The organism is Streptomyces sp. NPDC059247 (genome assembly GCF_042754005.1).
Classification (GTDB): domain Bacteria; phylum Actinomycetota; class Actinomycetes; order Streptomycetales; family Streptomycetaceae; genus Streptomyces.
Genome location: NZ_JBHYZW010000002.1, coordinates 546,925 through 567,059 on the forward strand (window position 1 = coordinate 546,925; position 20,135 = coordinate 567,059).

The window sequence follows — 20,135 nt, forward strand, 5'->3', positions numbered from 1 at the left end:
GCGACCGGAAACGAATCTGCGAGGCATTTGACGGTGAACGTGCTGGACATCCTGCTGCTGCTCGCCGCCGTGTGGTTCGCGGTCATCGGCTACCGCCAGGGATTCGTCGTCGGCATCCTGTCGGTGATCGGCTTCCTCGGCGGCGGTCTCGTCGCCGTCCTGCTGCTCCCGATGCTCTGGGACAAGCTCACCGACAGCAGCGAGGTCTCCACCACGACGACCGTCGTCTTCGTGATGGTCGTCATCGTCTGCGCCTCCGTCGGCCAGGCCTTCACCACCCACCTCGGCAGCCGACTGCGCCGGCACATCACCTGGTCACCCGCGCGCGCCCTCGACGCCACGGGCGGCGCGCTGGTCAACGTGGTCGCGATGCTCCTGGTGGCCTGGCTGATCGGCTCCGCCCTCGCCCGCACCTCGATGCCCACCGTCGGCAAGGAGGTGCGCCAGTCCAAGGTGCTGCTGGGCGTCGAACAGGTGATGCCCTCCCAGGCGTCCCGGTGGTTCGGCGACTTCAGCTCCACCCTGGCCCGCAGCGGCTTCCCCCCGGTCTTCAGCCCCTTCGCCAACGAACCCATCACCCCGGTCACCCCGCCCGACCCGGCACTCGCCGACAGCCCCGTCGCGGCCCGCGCCCAGCGCTCGATCGTGAAGGTCGTCGGCACCGCGCAGAGCTGCGGCAAGGTCCTCGAAGGCACCGGCTTCGTCTTCGCCGACCGCCGCATCATGACCAACGCGCACGTCGTCGGAGGCGTCGACGAACCCACCGTCCAGATAGGCGGCGAGGGCAGGCTCTACGACGCCAAGGTCGTCCTCTACGACTGGCAGCGCGACATCGCCGTCCTGGACGTCCCCGACCTGAAGGCCGCCCCGCTCGCCTTCACCGACGAGGACGCCCACAGCGGCGACAGCGCGATCGTCGCCGGATTCCCCGAGAACGGCTCGTACGACGTGCGCTCCGCGCGCGTACGGGGCCGCATCGACGCCGACGGGCCCGACATCTACCGCCGGGGCGATGTGCGCAGGGACGTCTACTCGCTGTACACGACGGTCCGTCAGGGCAACTCCGGCGGCCCGCTCCTCACCGAGGACGGCAAGGTGTCCGGCGTGATCTTCGCCCGCTCCCTCGACGACCCGAACACCGGCTACGCCCTGACGGTCGACGAGATCCGCGAGGACATCGAGCGCGGCAGGACCGCCGCCCAGCAGGTCGACACCCAGGGCTGCGCCCTGTAGGGGCCCACCCCCTCGGGGGCGGGCCCGGGGGCGTCAGGCGGTGTCGCGCGGATGCCGTAGGCGGGCCGAGACCCAGCGGGCCCGGCGGCGGAGGATCCGTGAGAACTCCACCCCCCGCGCGGTGTGCGCGCGGCCCTGGTCCGGCGGGCCGCCCCCTTCCCGGGGACCCGGCCCGGAGGCCGAGCGGCGGTTGCGTGCTGTTGTGTCACCGTAGTCGTGCGTCCAGCCCATACTTCGACGTCTGCCCGTGCCCCAAGGTCGGTAACCACTTCGGGGCACTCCAATCGGAGTATGCGCGGGGCACATGGCCGTTCGACGCAATTCCGTACGGCCCGCCGGGAGGAGAGGGGCCGTCAGCGGTCCGGCTCGGGGTCCTTCAGCCAGTTGACCAGCTCCGCCGAGAAGGCCGCCGGGTCCTCCTCGTGCGGGAAGTGCCCGAGCCCGTCGAACAGCCGCCAGCGGTACGGCGCCTCCACGTACTCGCCCGAGCCCGCCGCGCTCCTGGTCCGCATCACCGGGTCCTGGGAGCCGTGCAGATGCAGCGTCGGCACCCGTACCGGCCGCTTCATGCGCCGGTTGAACTGGATGCCGTCCGGCCGGGCCAGGGACCGCACCATCCAGCGGTACGGCTCGATCGAGCAGTGCGCCGTGGACGGGACCAGCATCGCCCGCCGGTACGTGTCGACCGTCTCCTGGTCCGCCCCGTACCGGGGGCCCGACCAGTCCCGGAGCAGCTCGCCCACCAGGGACGCGTCGTCCGCGACGAGCTGACGCTCCGGCAGCCACGGCCGCTGGAAGCCCCAGACGTGCGAGCCCGCCCGCGACTGCGCGAAGTCGGAGAGCATCGCCGAGCGCCAGCGGCGCGGGTGCGGCATCGAGGAGACCGCGAGCCTGCGCACCAGCTTCGGCCGCATCACGGCCGCCGTCCAGGCGAGATAGCCGCCCAGATCGTGCCCGACGAGCGCGGCGTCCGGCTCGCCCAGCGAGCGGATCACCCCGGTGACGTCGAGGGCCAGATTGGCGGGGTCGTAACCCCGGGGGGTGCGGTCGCTGCCGCCGACCCCGCGCAGATCCATGGCGACCGCCCGGAAACCCGCCTCGGCGAGCACCGGCAGCTGATGCCGCCAGGTCCACCAGAACTGCGGGAAGCCGTGCAGGAGCAGCACCAGCGGGCCGTCGCCCATCTCGGCGATGTGGAAGCGGGCGCCGTTGGCGGCCACGTCACGATGGGTCCAGGGCCCGTCGAGCCGTACCGGCCCGCCGTTGCCGCTCTCGGAAAGGGTCATACGGACGAGCGTGCCACAGCGGAGGCCTTGTCCAGCGTCCTGTCCAGCGCCGCGCCCGGCTCGGGACGGGGGTGCGGCTTGACGGTGGAGAGCACGGCGGCCGTCTGCTTGGCCGAGGCGATGGACTTCTCCGGCGGCTTGACCTTCTTGAACTTGGCGACCGCGACCAGGCCCAGCAGCACCGCCAGCAGTACGTTGAACGCGAAGGACAGCAGGAAGCACCAGACCAGGTTCCAGCCCCCGTTCCCGTTGTGCCCACCGGTCCAGGTGTTGATGGCGTACGCCAGCGCGAAACTCAGCATCGGCAGCGAGAACAGCAGGACGACCAGGGCGCCGACGCCCAGGATCGCCCCCATGCCGCCGCGCTTGACGTCCTGTCGGATCTCGGCCTTGGCCAGGGCGATCTCGTCGTGCACCAGGGCCGACATCTCGGCGGTCGCCGAGGCGACCAGCTGACCGAGGCTGCGCTCGGCTCCGTCGATCGGGTCGCTCATCGCTGCTCCCTTTCCTTCTCCGCGGTCCGATTCTCCACGGTCCGACTCAGATCATGCCGGACGGTCGGCCCCGTCGCGCGGTGCCCCCGCCAGTCGGGCGCGCTCGCGGTGGTCGGCGGCCTTCTTCTCGTAGATGGCGGCCATCCGGAGGTGGTACTCCGGATTGTCCTCCTCGTAGATGTCGGGGATGCCGTCCTGGTCCTCGTCGCGCTCCTCGTCGGTGACGAGCGCCTGGTACTTCCGCACCCGCAGTTTCAGCAGGACGGAGGCGAGGACGGCGGCGATCAGCGAGCCGATGAGGACGGATGCCTTCACCTCGTCGGTGAGGACGGCGTCGCCCTCGAAGGCGAGTTCGCCGATGAGCAGCGAGACGGTGAAGCCGATCCCGGCGAGGGTGGCGACGGCGAAGACGTCCGGCCAGCTCAGGTCGGGGTTGAGTTCCGCGCGGGTGAAGCGGGCGGCGAGCCAGGTGCCGCCGAAGATGCCGATGGCCTTGCCGACGACGAGACCGAGCAGGACGCCGAGGGTGACCGGCTGGGTGAACACGTCCCGCAGGGCGCCGCCGGTGACGCTCACCCCGGCGGAGAAGAGGGCGAACAGCGGGACGGCGAGCCCGGCGGACAGCGGGCGGACCAGGTGCTCGATGTGCTCGCCGGGGGAGTGCTCCTCGCCCTCGCGGGTGGTGCAGCGGAGCATCAGGCCCATGGCGACACCGGCGATGGTGGCGTGGACGCCGCTGTTGTACATCAGGCCCCAGACGACCAGGGCCAGCGGTACGTACACGTACCAGCCGCGGACCCCCTTGCGCAGCAGCAGCCAGAACAGCAGGAGTCCGGCGAAGGCGCCGCCGAGGGCCGCGAAGTTCAGGTCGCTGGTGAAGAAGACCGCGATGATCAGGATCGCGAAGAGGTCGTCGACGACGGCGAGGGTCAGCAGGAAGGCGCGCAGCGCGGACGGCAGGGACGTGCCGATCACCGCGAGGACGGCGAGCGCGAAGGCGATGTCGGTGGCGGTGGGGACGGCCCAGCCGGCCAGGGAGCCGTCGCCGAGGGTGTTGACCAGGACGTAGACGAGGGCGGGCGCGGCCATGCCGCAGAGGGCGGCGACGACGGGGAGGGCGGCGGCCTTGGGGTCGCGCAGCTCGCCCGCGACGAGTTCGCGCTTCAGTTCGATGCCCGCGACGAAGAAGAAGACGGCGAGGAGGCCGTCGGCGGCCCAGTGCTGGATCGACAGGTCGAGGCCGAGGGCGGCGGGCCCGAGGTGGAAGTCGCTGAGGGAGCGGTAGCTGTCGCGCAGCGGGCTGTTGGCCCAGACGAGGGCGGTGACGGCGGCGAGGAGGAGCAGGACGCCGCCGACGGTCTCGGTGCGCAGGGCGTCGGCGAGGTAGCGGCGCTCGGGGAGGGGGAGACGGCCGAGGAACTTGCGGTCGCCGCCGGTGCGGGTGTCGCGGTCGTCTCGGTCGGTGGGGGCGGGCGCGGCCACGGGGAAAACCTCCGGTCGGTGGGCAGGGCTGAGCACATGCCGACCAGACTTCCCGGCGCACCTTGGTTTTCTTGTCGCGTCTCTGACGCGATCTTTACCCTACCTAAGGAGCGTGGGCTGCGTCCGGCGGGATCAACTTTAGGGAGTTTTATCCCTTTCGTCCCGTCGGGCGTCGGCCCCTCCCCGCCCCTACGGCCGTCTCCACGGGGCGACGGACGTACGGCTCGTCTCCACGGGGCCGCGGGAACGGGGAACGCCCGCCCCGAGCGGTCCGGGGCGGGCGTCCTCGTCGTACGGGCCGGGGCTCAGTCCTCGCTGGCGGCGGCCGGCAGCTGGGTCTGGATGAGCGACATGACCGAGGAGTCGGTCAGCGTGGTGACGTCGCCCAGCTCCCGGTTCTCCGCCACATCGCGCAGCAGACGGCGCATGATCTTGCCGGAGCGGGTCTTCGGCAGCTCCGCGACCGGCAGGACGCGCTTCGGCTTGGCGATCGGGCCGAGGGTCGCGCCCACGTGGTTGCGCAGGTCGTTGACGAGGTTCTCGTCCTCGCTGGCCGTACCGCGCAGGATGACGAAGGCGACGATCGCCTGCCCGGTGGTCTCGTCGGCGGCGCCGACGACGGCCGCCTCGGCGACGGACGGGTGCGAGACCAGGGCCGACTCGACCTCGGTGGTCGAGATGTTGTGGCCGGAGACGAGCATGACGTCGTCGACCCGGCCGAGCAGCCAGATGTCGCCGTCGTTGTCCTTCTTGGCCCCGTCACCGGCGAAGTACTTGCCCTCGAAACGGGACCAGTAGGTGTCGATGTAGCGCTGGTCGTCGCCCCAGATGGTGCGGAGCATCGACGGCCACGGCTCGGTGATGACCAGGTAGCCGCCGCCGCCGTCCGGCACCTCGTTGGCCTCGTCGTCGACGACGGTGGCGGAGATGCCCGGCAGCGCACGCTGGGCGGAGCCCGGCTTGGTCTCGGTGACGCCCGGCAGCGGCGAGATCATCATCGCGCCGGTCTCGGTCTGCCACCAGGTGTCCACGATCGGGGTCTTCCCGGCGCCGATGTGCTCGCGGTACCAGACCCAGGCCTCGGGGTTGATCGGCTCGCCGACCGAGCCGAGGACCCGCAGGCTCGACAGGTCGAACTTGGCGGGGATGTCGTCGCCCCACTTCATGAACGTGCGGATCGCGGTGGGCGCCGTGTAGAGGATCGTGACGCCGTACTTCTGCACGATCTCCCAGAACCGCCCCTGGTGCGGGGTGTCCGGGGTGCCCTCGTACATGACCTGGGTCGCGCCGTTGGCCAGCGGGCCGTAGACGATGTACGAGTGGCCGGTGACCCAGCCGATGTCGGCGGTGCACCAGTAGACGTCGGTCTCCGGCTTGAGGTCGAAGACCGCGTGGTGGGTGTACGAGGCCTGCGTCAGATAGCCGCCGGAGGTGTGCAGGATGCCCTTCGGCTTCCCGGTGGTGCCCGAGGTGTAGAGGATGAAGAGCGGGTGCTCCGCGGGGAAGGCCTCGGGGGTGTGCTCGGCCGACTGGCGGGCGACGATCTCGTCCCACCACACGTCGCGGCCCTCGGTGAACGCGGTCTCCTGGCCCGTACGGCGGACCACCAGGACGTGCTCGACCTGCGGACACTTGGCGACGGCCTCATCGATGGCCGGCTTCAGGGCGCTCGGCTTGCCCCGGCGGTAGCCGCCGTCGGCGGTGACGACCAGCTTGGCGTCGGCGTCCTGGATGCGGGAGGCCACGGCGTCCGCCGAGAAGCCGCCGAAGACCACCGAGTGGGCGGCGCCGAGGCGGGCGCAGGCCAGCATCGTGACGGCCGCCTCGGGGATCATCGGCAGGTAGACGGCGACCCGGTCGCCCTTGCGGACGCCCAGCTCGGTCAGGGCGTTGGCGGCCCGGGAGACCTCGTCCTTCAGCTCGGCGTAGGTGATCGAACGGCTGTCGCCCGGCTCCCCCTCGAAGTGGATGGCGACGCGGTCGCCGTGTCCGGCCTCGACGTGCCGGTCGACGCAGTTGTACGCGACGTTCAGCTCGCCGTCCGCGAACCACTTCGCGAACGGCGGGTTCGACCAGTCGAGGGTCTCGGTCGGCTCGGTGGCCCAGGTCAGGCGCTTGGCCTGCTCGGCCCAGAAGCCCAGCCTGTCCGCCTTGGCCTGCTCGTACGCCTCCGCCGTCACGTTGGCGTGCGCGGCCAGCTCGGCGGGCGGCGAAAACCGTCGCTCTTCCCGAAGCAGATTGGCCAGGCTTTCGTTGCTCACGACATCTCCCTTTCCCAGGGCGTCCTCTGTGCGTATGTGTCCCGCGTCATAGCTCATCAGTCAGATGCCCGGGTGACAAGAGCATCCAGGAAATTGGTTTAGACCTATGAACTGGCGGGTGCGTGGTGGACCCTCCTCCCGAGCGGTGGGAGAAGGGGCCACACAGTCTCACGGACGGGAGGAGCGCGGGGTTCAGGACGCGCGGACCCTCTCCCGGGGGCCGGTCGGCATGACCCGGGTGAAGACGTCGTCGTAGCCGTGCGGCTCGTCGGGCTCGGAGAGCAGGTACGCCTGCGCCTCCCCGACGTGGAAGTACATCCCGTGCAGCGTCAGCGTGCCCTCGGCGAGGCGGCGCGCCACCGGCTCGTACGCCCGCAGGTGCTCCAGCTGCTGCACCACGTTGGTCAGACAGAGCTGCTCGACCGCGTCGGCGGGCAGCCGCCCCGCGATCCTGGCCCAGGCGTGCCGACGGCTCGCCATCCGCTCCAGACTGGGCCGCCCGTGCCGCAGCCAGCGGCGCAGCGGGCTCGTCGGCTCGTCGGGACCACCGCCCAGCAGGGCCTGCATCGCGCCGCAGCCGGAGTGGCCGCAGACGGTGATCGAGTCGACCCGCAGCACGTCCACCGCGTACTCGATCGCCGCCGCCACCGAGTCGTCCCCGCTCTCCTCGCCGGGCCGGGGCACGAGGTTCCCGACGTTGCGCACGGTGAAGAGGTCACCGGGACCGCTCGATGTGATCATGCTGGTGACGAGCCGGGAGTCGGCGCAGGTCAGGAAGAGCTGGGAGGGCCGCTGACCCTCCCGGGCGAGCCGTGCCAGCTCGTCCCGGACGAACGGGGCCGTGTTCCGCTGGAACTTCCCGATGCCCCGGGCGAGCTGGAGCCCCGTCGAAACCCCCGTCGAACGCTGGGAGCCGTCCGGTGCCGGAGACCCGGCGTCCTTCCCCGGTGCCTCCGGGGGCTCCTCGCACTGGTGGTTGTGCCACGGGGTCCACGGGCGGCAGCAGGGCTGGGCGGCGGCAGTCGACGCGGCGGGCTCGGTGATCCGGACCCCGGACGGGCCGGTCGTCTCGACCGTGCCGCCGTGGGCGAGGTGCCCGGCGGTCCAGTCGCTCAGCGTCTCGTAGGCGGCGTGGTCCATGAACGAGCCGTCCAGCTCGACCACCACGTCCGCGCCGGGCGGCAGCTGGTGCAGGGCCCGGCTCAGCCGGGGCACCGCGAGGAACGTCAACTGGCCCCGGACACGCAGCAACTGCCGGCCGTCCCGTTCCTCCAGGGCGATCCGGGTCCTGGCCAGCCGGTGCAGCGCGACCGCGACGGCCACGCCGACCCCGAGGGCGACGCCCTCCAGGAGGCCGATCAGCGCGACCCCGGTCAGGGTCACCGCGTAGACGACGACCTCGCGGTGCCGGGTGACGGTACGGATGTGGGTGATGCTGACCATCTGGACGCCGACCACCATCACGAGCGCGGCGAGCGCGGGCAGCGGGATCAGATCGAGCACCGGCACCAGCAGCAGCGCCGCCAGCACGATCCACAGGCCGTGCAGCATCGTGGAGGCGCGGGACACCGCACCCGCCGACACATTGGCGACGCTGCGGACGGCGACCCCCGCGACCGGCAGCCCGCCGAGCGCCCCTGAGATCACGTTGGCAGCGCCCTGACCGGCGAGTTCACGGTCGAGACGGGAGCGCGGGACGCCCTTGCCGTGGTCGTCGCGGGCGGCGACGAGCTTGTCGACGGCGACGGCCGAGAGCAGTGACTGCACGCTGGTGACCAGGGTGATCGTGAGCACCCCGGCCAGGATGCCGAGGACCGGGCCCTCGGGCGGACCGGGCAGCGCGTGGCTGCTCCAGGACGGCAGGTCCACCCGGGGGACGGCGAGTCCGGCGAGCGTCGCCGCCGCCGTCGCCCCGGCCACCGCGACGAGCGCCGCCGGGACCTTGCGGGAGAAGCGCCCGGCGCGGCCCGGCAGCCGGGGCCAGCAGAGGAGCACGGCGACGGTCAGGGCGCTGATGAGGAGCGCTCCCGGCCGGATGTCCGCCAACTGGGCGGGCAGCCCCAGGACGTTGTCCACGGCGGAGCTCTGGGGGGTCCCGCCGAGCACGATGTGCAGCTGGGCGAGGGCGATGGTGACGCCGATGCCGCCGAGCATTCCGTGCACGATCGCGGGCGAGACGGCGAGCGCGGAGCGGGCCACGCGGAGGGCGGAGAGGCCGAGCTGGGCGAGCCCGGCGAGGACCGTGACGGCACAGGTGGTGCGCCAGCCGTACAGCTGGATCAACTCGGCGGTCACGACGGTGAGTCCGGCGGCGGGGCCGCTCACCTGGAGCGGGGAGCCGCCGAAGCGTCCCGCCACCAGGCCGCCGACGGCTGCGGCGACGAGGCCGGACTGGAGCGGCGCCCCGGTGGCCAGCGCGATGCCGAGGGAGAGCGGCAGCGCGATCAGGAAGACGGCGACGGACGCGGAGAGGTCGGCGCCCGCGACACGGAAGCGGCGCGGGCCGCCCGGCGGACTGTGGGGCCGCTGGACGCGGGGTCGGTTGGTGGTGCGGGCAGGGGTGGTGAGGGGCATTCCCGTCTCCTCCGGGGCGGCGCGGTCGCGGTTTCGTGCAGGACGCACAAGGGGTTTCGCGGCCGTGGGGCACGGCGTGCGGCGGGGGATTCCCGGCGGGATCCCCGTCGGCACAAGGATCAACGCTCGGTAAACGAATCGTAATGGAGAGTAAAGATCATTGCCCTGTTTTCAGGGCAAACAGGGCAATGATTCACCTGTTCCAGTGAAGGGCGAACGTATTACCGCTTGTCGTTTCATCTCTTTGGTGTTGGTGGTGCGACGTTGACGCCGCCGACCCCGAAGCCCGCCCACGGCGGCCGGACGGCAGCACGGAGGCTCGCACGGAACCGAGGAGAGGTGGGCGGATGACTGCCGCCGGGAGAAGGACCACTGCCCAGAGGAAGGCGCTCGCCGCCGGCGCCCTCGCCGTCGCCCTGATCGGCGGTCTCGCCGGGTGCTCGGGCCCCGAGGGCGCCGCCACCAAGGGCGCCCCCGGCGGAGCGGGCGGCAAGAAGGGCCCCGCCGCCGCCATGGCGCCCCGCCTGATCGGCGACGGCTCCACCGCCTACACCGGGGCCCAGCCCCACCAGCCCGTCTGGCACCGTCTCAAGCCGGGCGAGACCCCGCCGCAGTTCGTCGTCTTCTCCTGGGACGGCTCGGGCGAGGACAGCCAGAAGCTCTTCTCCCACTTCCGCACCGTGGGCAAGAAGTACGACGCCACCATGACGTACTTCCTCAGCGGCGTGTACCTGCTGCCCGAGGCGAAGAAGGGCCTGTACGACCCGCCGCAGCACAGCCCCGGCCGCTCCGACATCGGCTTCAACGACACCGAGGGCATCCGCGCCACCGTCCGCGAACTGCGCGGCGCGTGGCAGGAGGGCAACGAGATCGGCACCCACTTCAACGGACACTTCTGCGGCGCCGAGGGCGGCGTCGGCAACTGGTCCGTCGAGGAGTGGAAGAGCGAGATCAACCAGGCCAAGTCCTTCGTCAAGAACTGGAAGGGCAACTCCGGTCTGCGCGCCGAGCAGCCGCTGCCCTTCGACTACGACAAGGAACTCGTCGGCGCCCGCACCCCCTGCCTCGAAGGCCGCAAGAACTTCGTGAAGGCGGGCGCGCAGATGGGCTTCCGCTACGACACGAGCGGCGTCAACGACCAGATCTGGCCCAAGAAGGACTCGGGCCTGTGGGACCTCTCCCTCCAGCTCGTGCCCGTCCCCGGCCGCGCCTTCGAGACGCTCTCCATGGACTACAACTTCATGGTCAACCAGTCCCCGGGCACCACCCAGGGCGACCCGTCCCAGCGCGAGTACTGGGGCGACCAGATGCGCGACGGTCTGGTGGAGGCCTTCCAGCGCTCCTACCAGGGCAACCGCGCGCCGCTCGTCATCGGCAACCACTTCGAGTCCTGGAACGGCGGCGTCTACATGCGCGCCATCGAGGAGACCATCGCCGACGTCTGTGTGCGCAAGGACGTCAAGTGCGTGTCCTTCCGGCAGCTGGCCGACTGGCTGGACGCCCAGGACCCGGAGGTCATCGCCAAGATGCGCACCCTGAAGGTCGGTCAGGCCCCGGCGGGCGGCTGGAAGACCTTCCTCGCCTCCCGTCCGGCCGCCCCGGCGGGCGCGACCGTCCCGGCCCCGGGAGCCCCGAAGCCCGCGAGCCACTGACCCCGGGCCCGGGGTCTCCGGGCTCGGAGTCTCCGGAGCCGGGGTCTCCGGGGCGGGCTCCGGACCGGAGCCCCGTGGCTCCGTCCCGCCCGGCGCTCCCGGGTGTCAGCCGAGCTGGGAGGCGGTCAGCGGTTCGCCGAGGACGAAGCCGGGGTCGACCTGCGCCGCCAGGTCCGCCCCGGTCCTCGCGTTGCCCCAGCTCTCCGCGTTGCGCAGATGGAAGTGGACCATCTGACGCGTGTAGCGCTCCCAGTCGCGGTGGACGTACGAGTCGTCCGCCGCGTCCTGGAGGGCCTGGAGCGCCATCCGGTTCTCCGCCTCAAGGAGCTCGAACCGGGCCGGTCGGCCCTTCTCCATGGCCCGCACCCAGTCCGAGTGCCCGACCGTCACGAGCAGGTCGTCACCGACCTCCGCGCGCAGGAAGTCGATGTCGTCCTCACCCTGCACCTTGTTGCCGACGACCTTCAGCGCCACACCGAAGTCCCGCGCGTACTGCTTGTACTGGCGGTAGACCGAGACGCCCTTGCGGGTCGGCTCGGCGACCAGGAACGTCATGTCGAAGCGGGTGAAGAGCCCGGACGCGAAAGAGTCGGAGCCCGCCGTCATGTCGACGACCACGTACTCGTCGGCACCGTCGACCAGGTGGTTGAGGCAGAGCTCGACCGCGCCGACCTTCGAGTGGTAGCAGGCGACCCCGAGGTCCGACTCGTTGAAGGGCCCGGTCGCCATCAGGCGGATCTCGCCGTCGTCCAGCACGACCGGCCGCGCGCACGCCTCGTACACCGGGTTGTCCTCGTGGACCCCCAGCAGTCGCGAACCCTCCCCGGGGGGCGTCGTCTTGATCATCGTGTCGGCCGAGGCGATCCGAGGGTTGGTGCCCCGCAGGTACTCCTTGATCAGCGGCAGGTGCGCGCCCATCGCGGGCAGCGCGGCGGCCTCCTCCTCGGACAGGCCGAGCGCGGCGCCGAGGTGCTGGTTGATGTCGGCGTCGATGGCGACGACCGGGGCTTCGTTGGCTGCGAGATGACGGATGAAGAGCGAGGACAGCGTGGTCTTTCCGCTGCCGCCCTTCCCGACGAAAGCGATCTTCATGTTCACCTAGCGTAGCGGTACGGAAGCGGCCCGTGGTCGGGGTGCGTGAAGAAGACCACTCCAACGTGGGGCGGACCGTCGGGGCGCGTAGCCTCCCTACTTATGAGTACGCACGCCTCTGACCCCTTGGCCGCCCTCGGCTCCCTGCCGGGCGTCGCCGACGCGGTGGACTCCGTACGCAAGGCCGTCGACCGGGTCTACGGCCACCGTGTGATGCGCCGCCGCAGCAACGAGATCTCCTCCGAGGCGGCTCTGCGCGGGGCGCGCGGCTCGGCCGCCCTGTCCGGTGCCGACTGGGCCCTCGAAGAGGTCCGCCGCCGCACCGACTTCGGCGCGGACCCCGAGGCCCGCACGGTCGGCGCCGCTCTGCGCCTCGGCGCCGAGGCGGGGCAACTGCTCTCGATCTGGCGCCAGTCGCCGCTGCGGGTGCTCGCCCGGCTCCATCTGGTCGCCGTCGGCGAACCGGGCGACTCGGTGGGGCGGCCCCGGCTGGACGGCGAGGGGACCGACGAACCACTGGTCGACGCCCCGCTGCCGACCCCCGCCGAGGTCGCGGCCCGGCTCGACGGGCTCGGGGAGCTGATCGTCGCGGGCAGCGGGGCCCCGGCCCTGGTCACGGCGGCCGTGGTGCACGGCGAACTGCTCGCCCTGCGCCCCTTCACCTCCGGCAACGGCCTGGTCGCACGGGCCGCCGAACGGATCGCGCTGGTCGGCAGCGGCCTCGACCCCAAGGCGGTCTGCCCGGCCGAGGTCGGCCACGCGGAACAGGGGTCCGACGCCTACTACGCCGCGTTCGAGGGGTATCTGTCGGGGACGCCGGAGGGCGTCGGCGGCTGGATCGCGCACTGCGGGCGCGCGGTCGAACTGGGAGCCCGTGAGTCGACGGCGGTCTGCGAAGCCCTCCAGCGCGGCGCGGCCTGACGTACGCGGCGCCCCTCATTCATCTGGGAACGGGTCCCTGAAGGGGGGCGCGGAACCGGAGCCGAACCGGTGGCGGGCGCCGGTCTCCGAACGGATCGCGTGCTTCTCGGCAGGTCCGGAAAAGGGTTGCGGCGGTACCCGTTCCGGTACCGCCGCTGGCACGTCCGCCCAGTTACCATGCGTCCTCGAATATGTGCCCATCAGGCCGGGACTTTGCCCGTGGCCTGGTGCGGCTGGCCCGTAATCGACGGGTCGACGTCGCGTGGGTGCTCGGTTTCTGTGCTAGGTCCGTGGGGCCTTCATGCTCAACAGGTGATCCTCTCGGATGTCCTTGGTCTCGCGGGCCTGATTCCTTTCTACTCCTGTCCCGGAGGAAGCGAAAGCGGTGGCCGTACTTCTCCACCGCTCCACTCAAATTCGGGCAAAGTCATCCGCGAGCCGATGGGCGAGAGCCGCCTGCCGACGCCGGGAGGCGTACCAGACGAGTCCGGCGCCCACGGCCGCCGCACCCACCGCCGCGGCGGCGACGAGCGTGGGACGCGGTGGCATCCGGAATGCGGGAAGCCGCTGCTTCAGCCGAACCGGCTTCTCGAAGACGAGAACAGGCCATTCCCGTGCTGCCGCCTCACGGCGCAGCGCCCGGTCGGGATTGACCGCGTACGGATGGCCGACGGCCTCCAGCATGGGGACGTCGGTCGCCGAATCGCTGTACGCGTAGCAGCGCGCGAGGTCGTAGCCTTCCGACTCCGCCAGCTCCCGGACGGCCTCGGCCTTCGTCGGGCCGTAGGCGTAGTACTCCACCTCACCGGTGAAGCAGCCGTCCTCGCCCACCACCATGCGGGTGGCGACGACCCGGTCGGCCCCGAGCATCTCGCCGATCGGCTCGACGACCTCGGCGCCGGAGGTCGAGACGATCACGACGTCGCGGCCGGCGGCGTGGTGCTCCTCGATGAGGGAAGCCGCTTCGTCGTAGATGATCGGGTCGATCAGATCGTGAAGGGTCTCGGCGACGAGCTCCTTCACCTGGGCGACGTTCCAGCCTTTGCAGAGCGCGGAAAGATATTCACGCATCCGCTCCATCTGGTCGTGATCGGCTCCGCCCGCCAGGAAGACGAACTGGATGTACGCCGTCCGCAGGGCGGCGCGGCGGCTGATCAGTCCGCCCCGGTAGAAGGACTTGCTGAAGGTCAGCGTCGAAGACTTCGCAATGACCGTCTTGTCCAGGTCGAAGAAGGCGGCTGCGCGCGGCAAGGAGTGGTTTTCCACAAGCCCGAGCATAGGTGCCCGCCATTCGGCGTACGCTGGGGCGCGTGGGTTTGCCTGAGAAGCCTCTCGGGTACACCATGGAAGTCACGGATCGTTCGCGACCGTGCTAAGCCGGTCCGGCTCCTCCCCCCCCGAGTCGGCCCGGCAAAGACGACCCCCGCTCTCCCCCCCGGCGGGGGTCGTCGCATGTCCGGAGCCGTTTTCGCGCGGTGGGACATCGCCTGCCTCCTTCCTCCCGACCGTCGGCCGGTACTTCGGCCGATGTCCGACCGGGACTCGATTCCTCACTCACGGTAACCGGCAGGCTGCGTTCCGGGCAGTCCCCGGGCGGGTGGCGAAGTTATTCACAGGGCTTCGGATATCCACAGTTTTTCAGCGGGGTCCCCAGGATTTCCGGCGCGGCCCCACGGTGATTCCTGTCGCGAAGTCCGCGGCCGACAGGAATCACGAGAGGGGGCGTGCCATGACGCCATCCGTCAGGACCGCCGGGACCGGGAGTGCGCCGGGCGGGACGGGGAGCGCGCGGGCAGGGGCCGTGCGGGACGGAGCTTTACGGGGCGGGAACGGGACCGGGAGCGTGTGGGGCGGGGCCGGGACCGTGCGGGGCGGGGCCGGTGAGTCCGGCGTGGGTGAGCCGCGCCGCCCCGGGCCTCTCATCGTCACCGAGGACCTCGGGCTGCTCGACGATCTGCTGCGGCTCTGCGCCGCCGCCGGAGTGGAGCCCGAGGTGCACCACCGGGTGCCCGAGCGCCGGGCGAACTGGACCGATCCGCCGCTGGTCCTGGTCGGCGACGACGTGGCGGACCACTGCCGGGGCGCGGCCCGTCGCCCCGGGCTCGTCCTCGTCGGCCGTGACCGGGACGATCCGGGGGTCTGGCGGCTGGCCGTCGGCATCGGCGCGGAGTGCGTGCTGCGGCTGCCCGACGCCGAGACCGTCCTGGTGGACCGCATCGCGGACGCCGCCGAGGGAGTCGGCCGCCGGGCGCTGACCGTGGGGGTGGTCGGCGGCCGGGGCGGCGCCGGTGCCTCCACCCTGGCCTGCGGGCTCGCGCTCGCCGCCGCGCGGACCGGGCGGAGGACCCTGCTCGTCGACGGCGACCCCCTGGGCGGAGGGCTCGACGTACTGCTCGGCGGCGAGCGCGAGGACGGCAGGCGCTGGCCCGACTTCGCCGCCTCGAAGGGACGGCTGGCCGGTGGCGCCCTGGAGGAGTCCCTGCCGTCCGTGCGGGGCGTCCGGGTGCTCAGCTGGGGCAGGGAGCCCGCCGCCCCGGTGCCGCCCGAGGCCGTCCGGTCGGTGCTCGCCGCCGCCCGCCGCCGGGGCGGTGTCGTCGTGGTCGACCTGCCGCGCGGGACCGACGCGGCGGGCGCCGAGGCCCTCGCCCAGCTCGACCTCGGACTGCTCGTCGTGCCGGGGGAACTGCGGGCGGTAGCGGCGGCCCACCGGGTGGCCGCCGCCCTGACCGTCGGAGTGCGCGACCTGCGGGCCGTGGTCCGGGGGCCCTATGCCACGGGACTCGACGAACGGTGGATCGCCGACGCGCTGCGGCTGCCGCTGGCCGGGGAACTGCCCTACGACCCGGGGATCGTGACCGATCTCGACGCGGGACTGCCCCCGGGCGCCGCACCCCGTGGACCGCTCGGCCGGTTCTGCGACGCCTTCTGGGCACACGCCCTGGCCACTGGCGGTGCGGGATGACTGGGATCGCGGGCGCGGGCGGTGCGGGGCTGCTCGACGCGGTGCGGCAGCGGCTCGCCGCCAGCGGGGCCGAGCCCACCCCGGCCCGGGTCGCCGCCGCCCTCCGCGCCCAGGGGCGGCTGCTCGGCGACACGGAAGTCCTCGGCGCGGCGGAGGCGCTGAGGTGCGAACTCATCGGGACCGGGCCCCTGGAGCCGCTCCTCGCCGACCCCGCCGTCACCGACGTCCTCGTCTCGGCGCCCGACCGGGTCTGGGTGGACCGGGGGACCGGCCTGGAGCGGGTCCCGGTGTCCTTCCCTGACGCCGCCGCCGTCCGCCGCCTCGCCCAACGGCTCGCCGCGGTGGCCGGCCGCAGGCTCGACGACGCCCGGCCCTGGGTGGACGCCCGGCTCCCCGACGGAACCCGGATGCACGCGGTGCTGCCCCCGGTCGCGGTCGGCTCGACCTGTCTGTCGCTCCGGGTCGTCCGCCCGCGCGCCTTCACCCTGGAGGAGCTCACCGCGGCGGGCACCGTACCGCCCGGCGGCGCCCCGGTCCTGCGGGCCCTCATCGAGGCCCGGGTGTCGTACCTGGTCAGCGGTGGGACGGGCACCGGGAAGACCACGCTCCTCGCCTCCCTGCTCGGTCTGGTGGGCGAGCGGGAGCGCATCGTCCTCGCCGAGGACTCGGCGGAACTGCGGCCGGACCACCCGCATGTGGTGCGGCTGGAGGCCCGGCCCGCGAACCAGGAGGGCGCGGGACTCGTCACCCTGCGGGACCTGGTCCGGCAGGCCCTGCGGATGCGGCCCGACCGGCTGGTCGTCGGCGAGGTCAGGGGCGGTGAGGCGGTGGACCTCCTCGCCGCCCTGAACACGGGTCACGAAGGCGGCTCGGGCACGGTCCACGCCAACACGGCGGCGGACGTCCCGGCGCGGCTCGAAGCCCTGGGGACGGCCGCCGGGCTCGACCGGGCGGCCCTGCACAGCCAGTTGGGCGCGGGCCTGTCGGTCGTGCTGCACGTGGCGCGGGACCGGGGCGGACGGCGGCGGATCGCCGAGGCGCACGTCCTGGAGCGGGACCGCGAGGGCCTCGTCCACACGGTTCCCGCGCTGCGATGGGGCCCTTCCGGGTTCGAACGCGAACGGGGCTGGGAGCGGCTGCGGTCGCTGATCGGAGGGGGAGCGTGATGACGACGGACCCGGAGTCGGTACGGGCGCTGGCCCAGACGGTGGCGGACCTGGATCGGGTACGGGCGCTGGCCTGGACGGCGACGGACCCCGACGCGGTACGGGTGCTGGTCCAGGTGGCGGCGGCGCTCTGTGCCGGATCGGCGCTGTGGTGGACGGTCGAGCGGCGGCGCGGTGCGCGCCGGGCGCGAGCGGTCCTCGTGGACGGCACCCTGACCGGGCTGGACGGGCTGGACGGGCTGGACGGGCTGGACGGGCTTGGCGGATTCGGCGGGTCTGGCGGGAGCGGTGGCGGTGGTGGGTGGTGCACGGTCGGCCGGGGTGACGGGCGGTCGCCGTTCCGTCCGGAAGGCGGATGGCGGGCCTGGGGCGTCCGCCGGTGGGCCGTGGCGCGCGGGCGGCGCGCGTGGCTGTGCCTGCCGGTCGCGGGGGTCCTCGCCTTTCTCGGAGCCTCGCCGTTGCCCCTGGTCGCGGGCGCCCTCGCGGTGCCGCTCGTCGGACGGTGGCTGGGGGCCGCCGGACGCCGGAAGGAACGCGAGGCGCGGGCCGGGCGGGTGGTCGCCCTGTGCGGGGCCCTCGTCGGGGAACTGAGGGCCGGATGGCAGCCCGCGCAGGCCCTGTCCTTCGCGGCCAGGGAGACGGGCGCGCTGGGCGGCGAGGAGGCGGCGGTACTGGCAGCCGCCAGGTTCGGCGGGGACGTACCCGAGGCGTTGCGTACGGCGGCGGCCCGGGACGGCGCCGGGGGACTCGCGGGACTCGCCGCCTGCTGGCAGGTGGCCGTGGACGGCGGGGCGGGCCTGGCCGCCGGTCTCGAACGGCTCGAAGCGGCCCTGCGGGACCACCACGAACAACGGGAGCGGCTGCGCGCCGAACTGGCCGGGGCCTGGGCGACGGTGGTGGTCCTCGCGGTGCTCCCGGTGGCGGGGATCGGCCTCGGGGCGGCGCTCGGCGCGGACCCCCTGCGGGTGCTGCTGCACACCCCGGCGGGCCTCGGCTGTCTCGCCGTCGGTGGCGCCCTGGAAGCGGTCGGACTGTGGTGGGCCGCGCGGATCGTCCGGGGAGGGGAGCGGACATGAGCGACGCCGTACGGCTGGGGGTACTGCTCGCGGTGCTGCTGGCGGCCTGTGCGCAGGGCGTCCGGGAGTGGGTGGGCGGGCGGCGGGAGCGTGGGACACGACGGCGGGCGGGCGCCCTCTTTCCGTCGCCCGCGCCCGCGCGGCCGGAGGGGCGGTCCGGGCCGCCGGGATGGGTGCGGCACGGGGCCGTGTCCCTCGGGGCGGCCGGTCTCGGCTGGGTGTTGTTCGGGGCGCCCGGCGCCCTGCTCGCCGGAGCGGTGGTGGGGGCGGGCGCGCGGCGGTGGCTCGTCGCGGGGGAGACCTCGTCGGCCGACGCGGAGGCCGCGGCGCGGGACCTGCCGCTCGCCGCCGACCTGCTGGCCGCCTGCGCGTCGGCCGGAGCGGGGCCGGGTGAGGCGGCGGAGGCGGTCGGCCGCTCACTGGGCGGCCCCTTGGGCGAGCGGCTGTGCCGGACGGCGGCGGAGTTGCGGCTCGGTGGCGAACCGGCGGAGGTGTGGGGGCGGTTCGGGGCGATACCGGGGGCCGAGGGGCTGGCCCGCTGCATGGAGAGGGCCGGTTCTTCGGGGGCGCCCGCGGCGGAGGCGGTGGCCCGGCACGCGACGGCCCTGCGCGCGGCCCGGACCCGTATGGCGGTGACCGGGGCGCGCAGGGCGCAGGTACTGATCAGCGCCCCCGTGGGCCTCTGCTTCCTGCCCGCCTTCCTGGCGATGGGGGTGGCCCCGGTGGTGATCGGCCTGGCTATGGGCCTCCTGACCGGATGAGCGGTCACGACGGAGCGACGGCACGACAGCGCGGCCGTCATGACGACACAGCAGTCATGACGGCACGGCGGCGACGACAGCACGACGAGACGACGGCACGACGAGACGACGGCATGACGGAACACGGACGATTCGAGGAGAACGACATGGCAGTGGGCAAGGGCGGGACCGTGGGCATGGGCCGGAGGACGGCGACAGCGGTCCACACGGGCCGGACGGAGGGCGTGGTGGCCGAGGCGGCCCGGGAGGTGGGCCCGGCGGAGGTCGCGCCGAAGGCGACGGGCACGGCGGAGGCCGGTCCGGGTGGGGCGGGTCCGGTGGGCGCGGTGCGAAGGGCGGGGCCCGGCGGCTGGTGGCGGGCGCGGCGGGAGGCCCTGCGCGGGGACGCGGGGATGACCACGTCCGAGTACGCGGTGGGGACGATCGCCGCGGCGGGGTTCGCCGCGGTGCTCTACAAGATCGTGACGAGCGGGGCGGTCTCGGGGGCGCTGGAGTCGGTGATCGGGAAGGCCCTCGATGCGCCGTTCTGAGCGCCGTTCTGACCGGGGCTTCGTGACGGTGGAGGCGGCGCTGGTGCTGCCCGTCCTCGCGCTGTTCACGGTGACCCTGCTCTGGGCGCTGGCTGCCGCCGCCGCGCAGATCCGCTGTGTGGACGCGGCGAGGGCGGGCGCCCGGTCGGCGGCCCGCGCCGAGCCGGTGGCGACGGCGGAGGCGGTCGCGAGGGCCGCCGCCCCCGAGGGCGCCCGGGTGGCGGTGACGCGGTCGGGGGAGCTGTGGCGGGTGACGGTGGAGGCGGCGGCCCCGGGCCCCGGCGGCATGGGGCTCACCCTGCGGGCGGACGCCGCGGCGCTCGCCGAGCACGGAGGCACACCGTGACGGCCGGGTCCCGGCAGCGTGAAGGGGGCGACCGGGGTGCGGCGACGGTGTGGACGGCGTTCGCGGCCTGTGCGCTGTGCGTGGTGTTCGGGGCGGTGCTCGCGCTCGGGCAGGCGGTGGCGGCCCGGCACCGGGCCGGTGGGGCGGCCGATCTGGCCGCGCTCGCCGCCGCCGACCGGGCGCTGTGGGGCGAGGCCGAGGCCTGTGCGACAGCCGCCCGGGTGGCCGTCGCACAGGGCGCCGAACTGGTCCGCTGCGGGCTGCGCGGCGAGATCGCCGAGGTCACCGCCCGGGTCGCC

The 20,135-nt window shown here is 73.1% G+C and carries 17 protein-coding genes and 1 pseudogene; 10 read left to right on the forward strand and 8 right to left on the reverse strand.

Annotated features, from left to right (window positions below):
- Positions 1 to 33 precede the first annotated feature (33 nt).
- Positions 34 to 1,233, forward strand: coding sequence for a MarP family serine protease (locus tag ACFXGN_RS06435; protein WP_384854189.1), 1,200 nt, complete (start codon positions 34 to 36; stop codon positions 1,231 to 1,233).
- A gap of 33 nt (positions 1,234 to 1,266) precedes the next feature.
- Here ACFXGN_RS06435 and ACFXGN_RS06440 read toward each other — a convergent pair whose 3' ends face one another.
- The 6 genes from ACFXGN_RS06440 to ACFXGN_RS06465 form a co-directional block, all read right to left on the reverse strand.
- A complete protein-coding gene (locus tag ACFXGN_RS06440; RefSeq protein WP_351785951.1) occupies positions 1,267 to 1,464 on the reverse strand; it encodes a hypothetical protein in 198 nt (65 codons plus the stop codon).
- A gap of 122 nt (positions 1,465 to 1,586) precedes the next feature.
- Complete coding sequence (locus tag ACFXGN_RS06445) at positions 1,587 to 2,519, reverse strand: alpha/beta fold hydrolase (protein ID WP_384854194.1); 933 nt, start codon at positions 2,517 to 2,519, stop codon at positions 1,587 to 1,589.
- The gene (locus ACFXGN_RS06450; RefSeq protein ID WP_384854196.1) at positions 2,516 to 3,013 is read right to left on the reverse strand and encodes a phage holin family protein; all 498 of its coding nucleotides are present in this window, start codon (positions 3,011 to 3,013) and stop codon (positions 2,516 to 2,518) included. Before ACFXGN_RS06450 ends, ACFXGN_RS06445 begins: the two co-directional genes overlap by 4 nt.
- 51 nt (positions 3,014 to 3,064) lie before the next feature.
- Positions 3,065 to 4,495, reverse strand: coding sequence for a Na+/H+ antiporter NhaA (gene nhaA / locus ACFXGN_RS06455; protein ID WP_384854199.1), 1,431 nt, complete (start codon positions 4,493 to 4,495; stop codon positions 3,065 to 3,067).
- Between the two features lie 305 nt (positions 4,496 to 4,800).
- Entirely contained in the window at positions 4,801 to 6,756 is a 1,956-nt protein-coding gene (acs, locus tag ACFXGN_RS06460; RefSeq protein WP_384854202.1) for an acetate--CoA ligase, read from the reverse strand.
- A 192-nt stretch (positions 6,757 to 6,948) separates the two neighbouring features.
- A complete protein-coding gene (locus ACFXGN_RS06465) occupies positions 6,949 to 9,330 on the reverse strand; it encodes a SulP family inorganic anion transporter (protein ID WP_384854204.1) in 2,382 nt (793 codons plus the stop codon).
- Positions 9,331 to 9,677: 347 nt separating this feature from the next.
- On the opposite strand from ACFXGN_RS06465, the gene ACFXGN_RS06470 reads away from it, so the two are divergent.
- Positions 9,678 to 10,982, forward strand: a complete 1,305-nt coding sequence (locus ACFXGN_RS06470; protein WP_384854207.1) for a hypothetical protein — start codon at positions 9,678 to 9,680, stop codon at positions 10,980 to 10,982.
- Positions 10,983 to 11,087: 105 nt separating this feature from the next.
- Here the strand turns inward: ACFXGN_RS06470 and ACFXGN_RS06475 are convergent, their stop codons facing one another.
- Positions 11,088 to 12,074 carry an ATP-binding protein gene (locus ACFXGN_RS06475; RefSeq protein WP_384854210.1) on the reverse strand — a complete coding sequence of 329 codons (987 nt, stop codon included), beginning with the start codon at positions 12,072 to 12,074 and terminating at the stop codon, positions 11,088 to 11,090.
- A 102-nt stretch (positions 12,075 to 12,176) separates the two neighbouring features.
- Here ACFXGN_RS06475 and ACFXGN_RS06480 point away from each other — a divergent pair, with 102 nt between their 5' ends.
- Positions 12,177 to 12,995 carry a Fic family protein gene (locus ACFXGN_RS06480; RefSeq protein WP_384854212.1) on the forward strand — a complete coding sequence of 273 codons (819 nt, stop codon included), beginning with the start codon at positions 12,177 to 12,179 and terminating at the stop codon, positions 12,993 to 12,995.
- 411 nt (positions 12,996 to 13,406) lie between these two features.
- On the opposite strand, the gene ACFXGN_RS06485 is transcribed toward ACFXGN_RS06480, so the two are convergent.
- A complete protein-coding gene (locus tag ACFXGN_RS06485) occupies positions 13,407 to 14,273 on the reverse strand; it encodes an HAD-IB family hydrolase (RefSeq protein ID WP_384854215.1) in 867 nt (288 codons plus the stop codon).
- 451 nt (positions 14,274 to 14,724) lie between these two features.
- Here ACFXGN_RS06485 and ssd point away from each other — a divergent pair, with 451 nt between their 5' ends.
- The 7 genes and pseudogenes from ssd to ACFXGN_RS06520 all read left to right on the forward strand — a co-directional run.
- Positions 14,725 to 15,957: a septum site-determining protein Ssd gene (ssd, locus tag ACFXGN_RS06490; protein ID WP_384854218.1), complete on the forward strand. Its 1,233-nt coding sequence runs from the start codon at positions 14,725 to 14,727 to the stop codon at positions 15,955 to 15,957.
- Positions 15,954 to 17,123: a TadA family conjugal transfer-associated ATPase gene (locus ACFXGN_RS06495; protein ID WP_384854221.1), complete on the forward strand. Its 1,170-nt coding sequence runs from the start codon at positions 15,954 to 15,956 to the stop codon at positions 17,121 to 17,123. Before ssd ends, ACFXGN_RS06495 begins: the two co-directional genes overlap by 4 nt.
- Complete coding sequence (locus ACFXGN_RS06500; protein WP_384854222.1) at positions 17,123 to 18,199, forward strand: type II secretion system F family protein; 1,077 nt, start codon at positions 17,123 to 17,125, stop codon at positions 18,197 to 18,199. The genes ACFXGN_RS06495 and ACFXGN_RS06500 overlap by 1 nt, the downstream gene beginning before the upstream one ends.
- A complete protein-coding gene (locus ACFXGN_RS06505; protein ID WP_384854225.1) occupies positions 18,196 to 18,960 on the forward strand; it encodes a type II secretion system F family protein in 765 nt (254 codons plus the stop codon). The genes ACFXGN_RS06500 and ACFXGN_RS06505 overlap by 4 nt, the downstream gene beginning before the upstream one ends.
- 176 nt (positions 18,961 to 19,136) lie before the next feature.
- Positions 19,137 to 19,490, forward strand: a complete 354-nt coding sequence (locus tag ACFXGN_RS06510; protein ID WP_384854548.1) for a DUF4244 domain-containing protein — start codon at positions 19,137 to 19,139, stop codon at positions 19,488 to 19,490.
- Positions 19,477 to 19,836 carry a TadE family type IV pilus minor pilin gene (locus tag ACFXGN_RS06515; protein ID WP_384854227.1) on the forward strand — a complete coding sequence of 120 codons (360 nt, stop codon included), beginning with the start codon at positions 19,477 to 19,479 and terminating at the stop codon, positions 19,834 to 19,836. Before ACFXGN_RS06510 ends, ACFXGN_RS06515 begins: the two co-directional genes overlap by 14 nt.
- A gap of 47 nt (positions 19,837 to 19,883) precedes the next feature.
- Positions 19,884 to 20,117: pseudogene (locus ACFXGN_RS06520) on the forward strand (Rv3654c family TadE-like protein); the annotation flags it as partial.
- Positions 20,118 to 20,135: the final 18 nt, after the last annotated feature.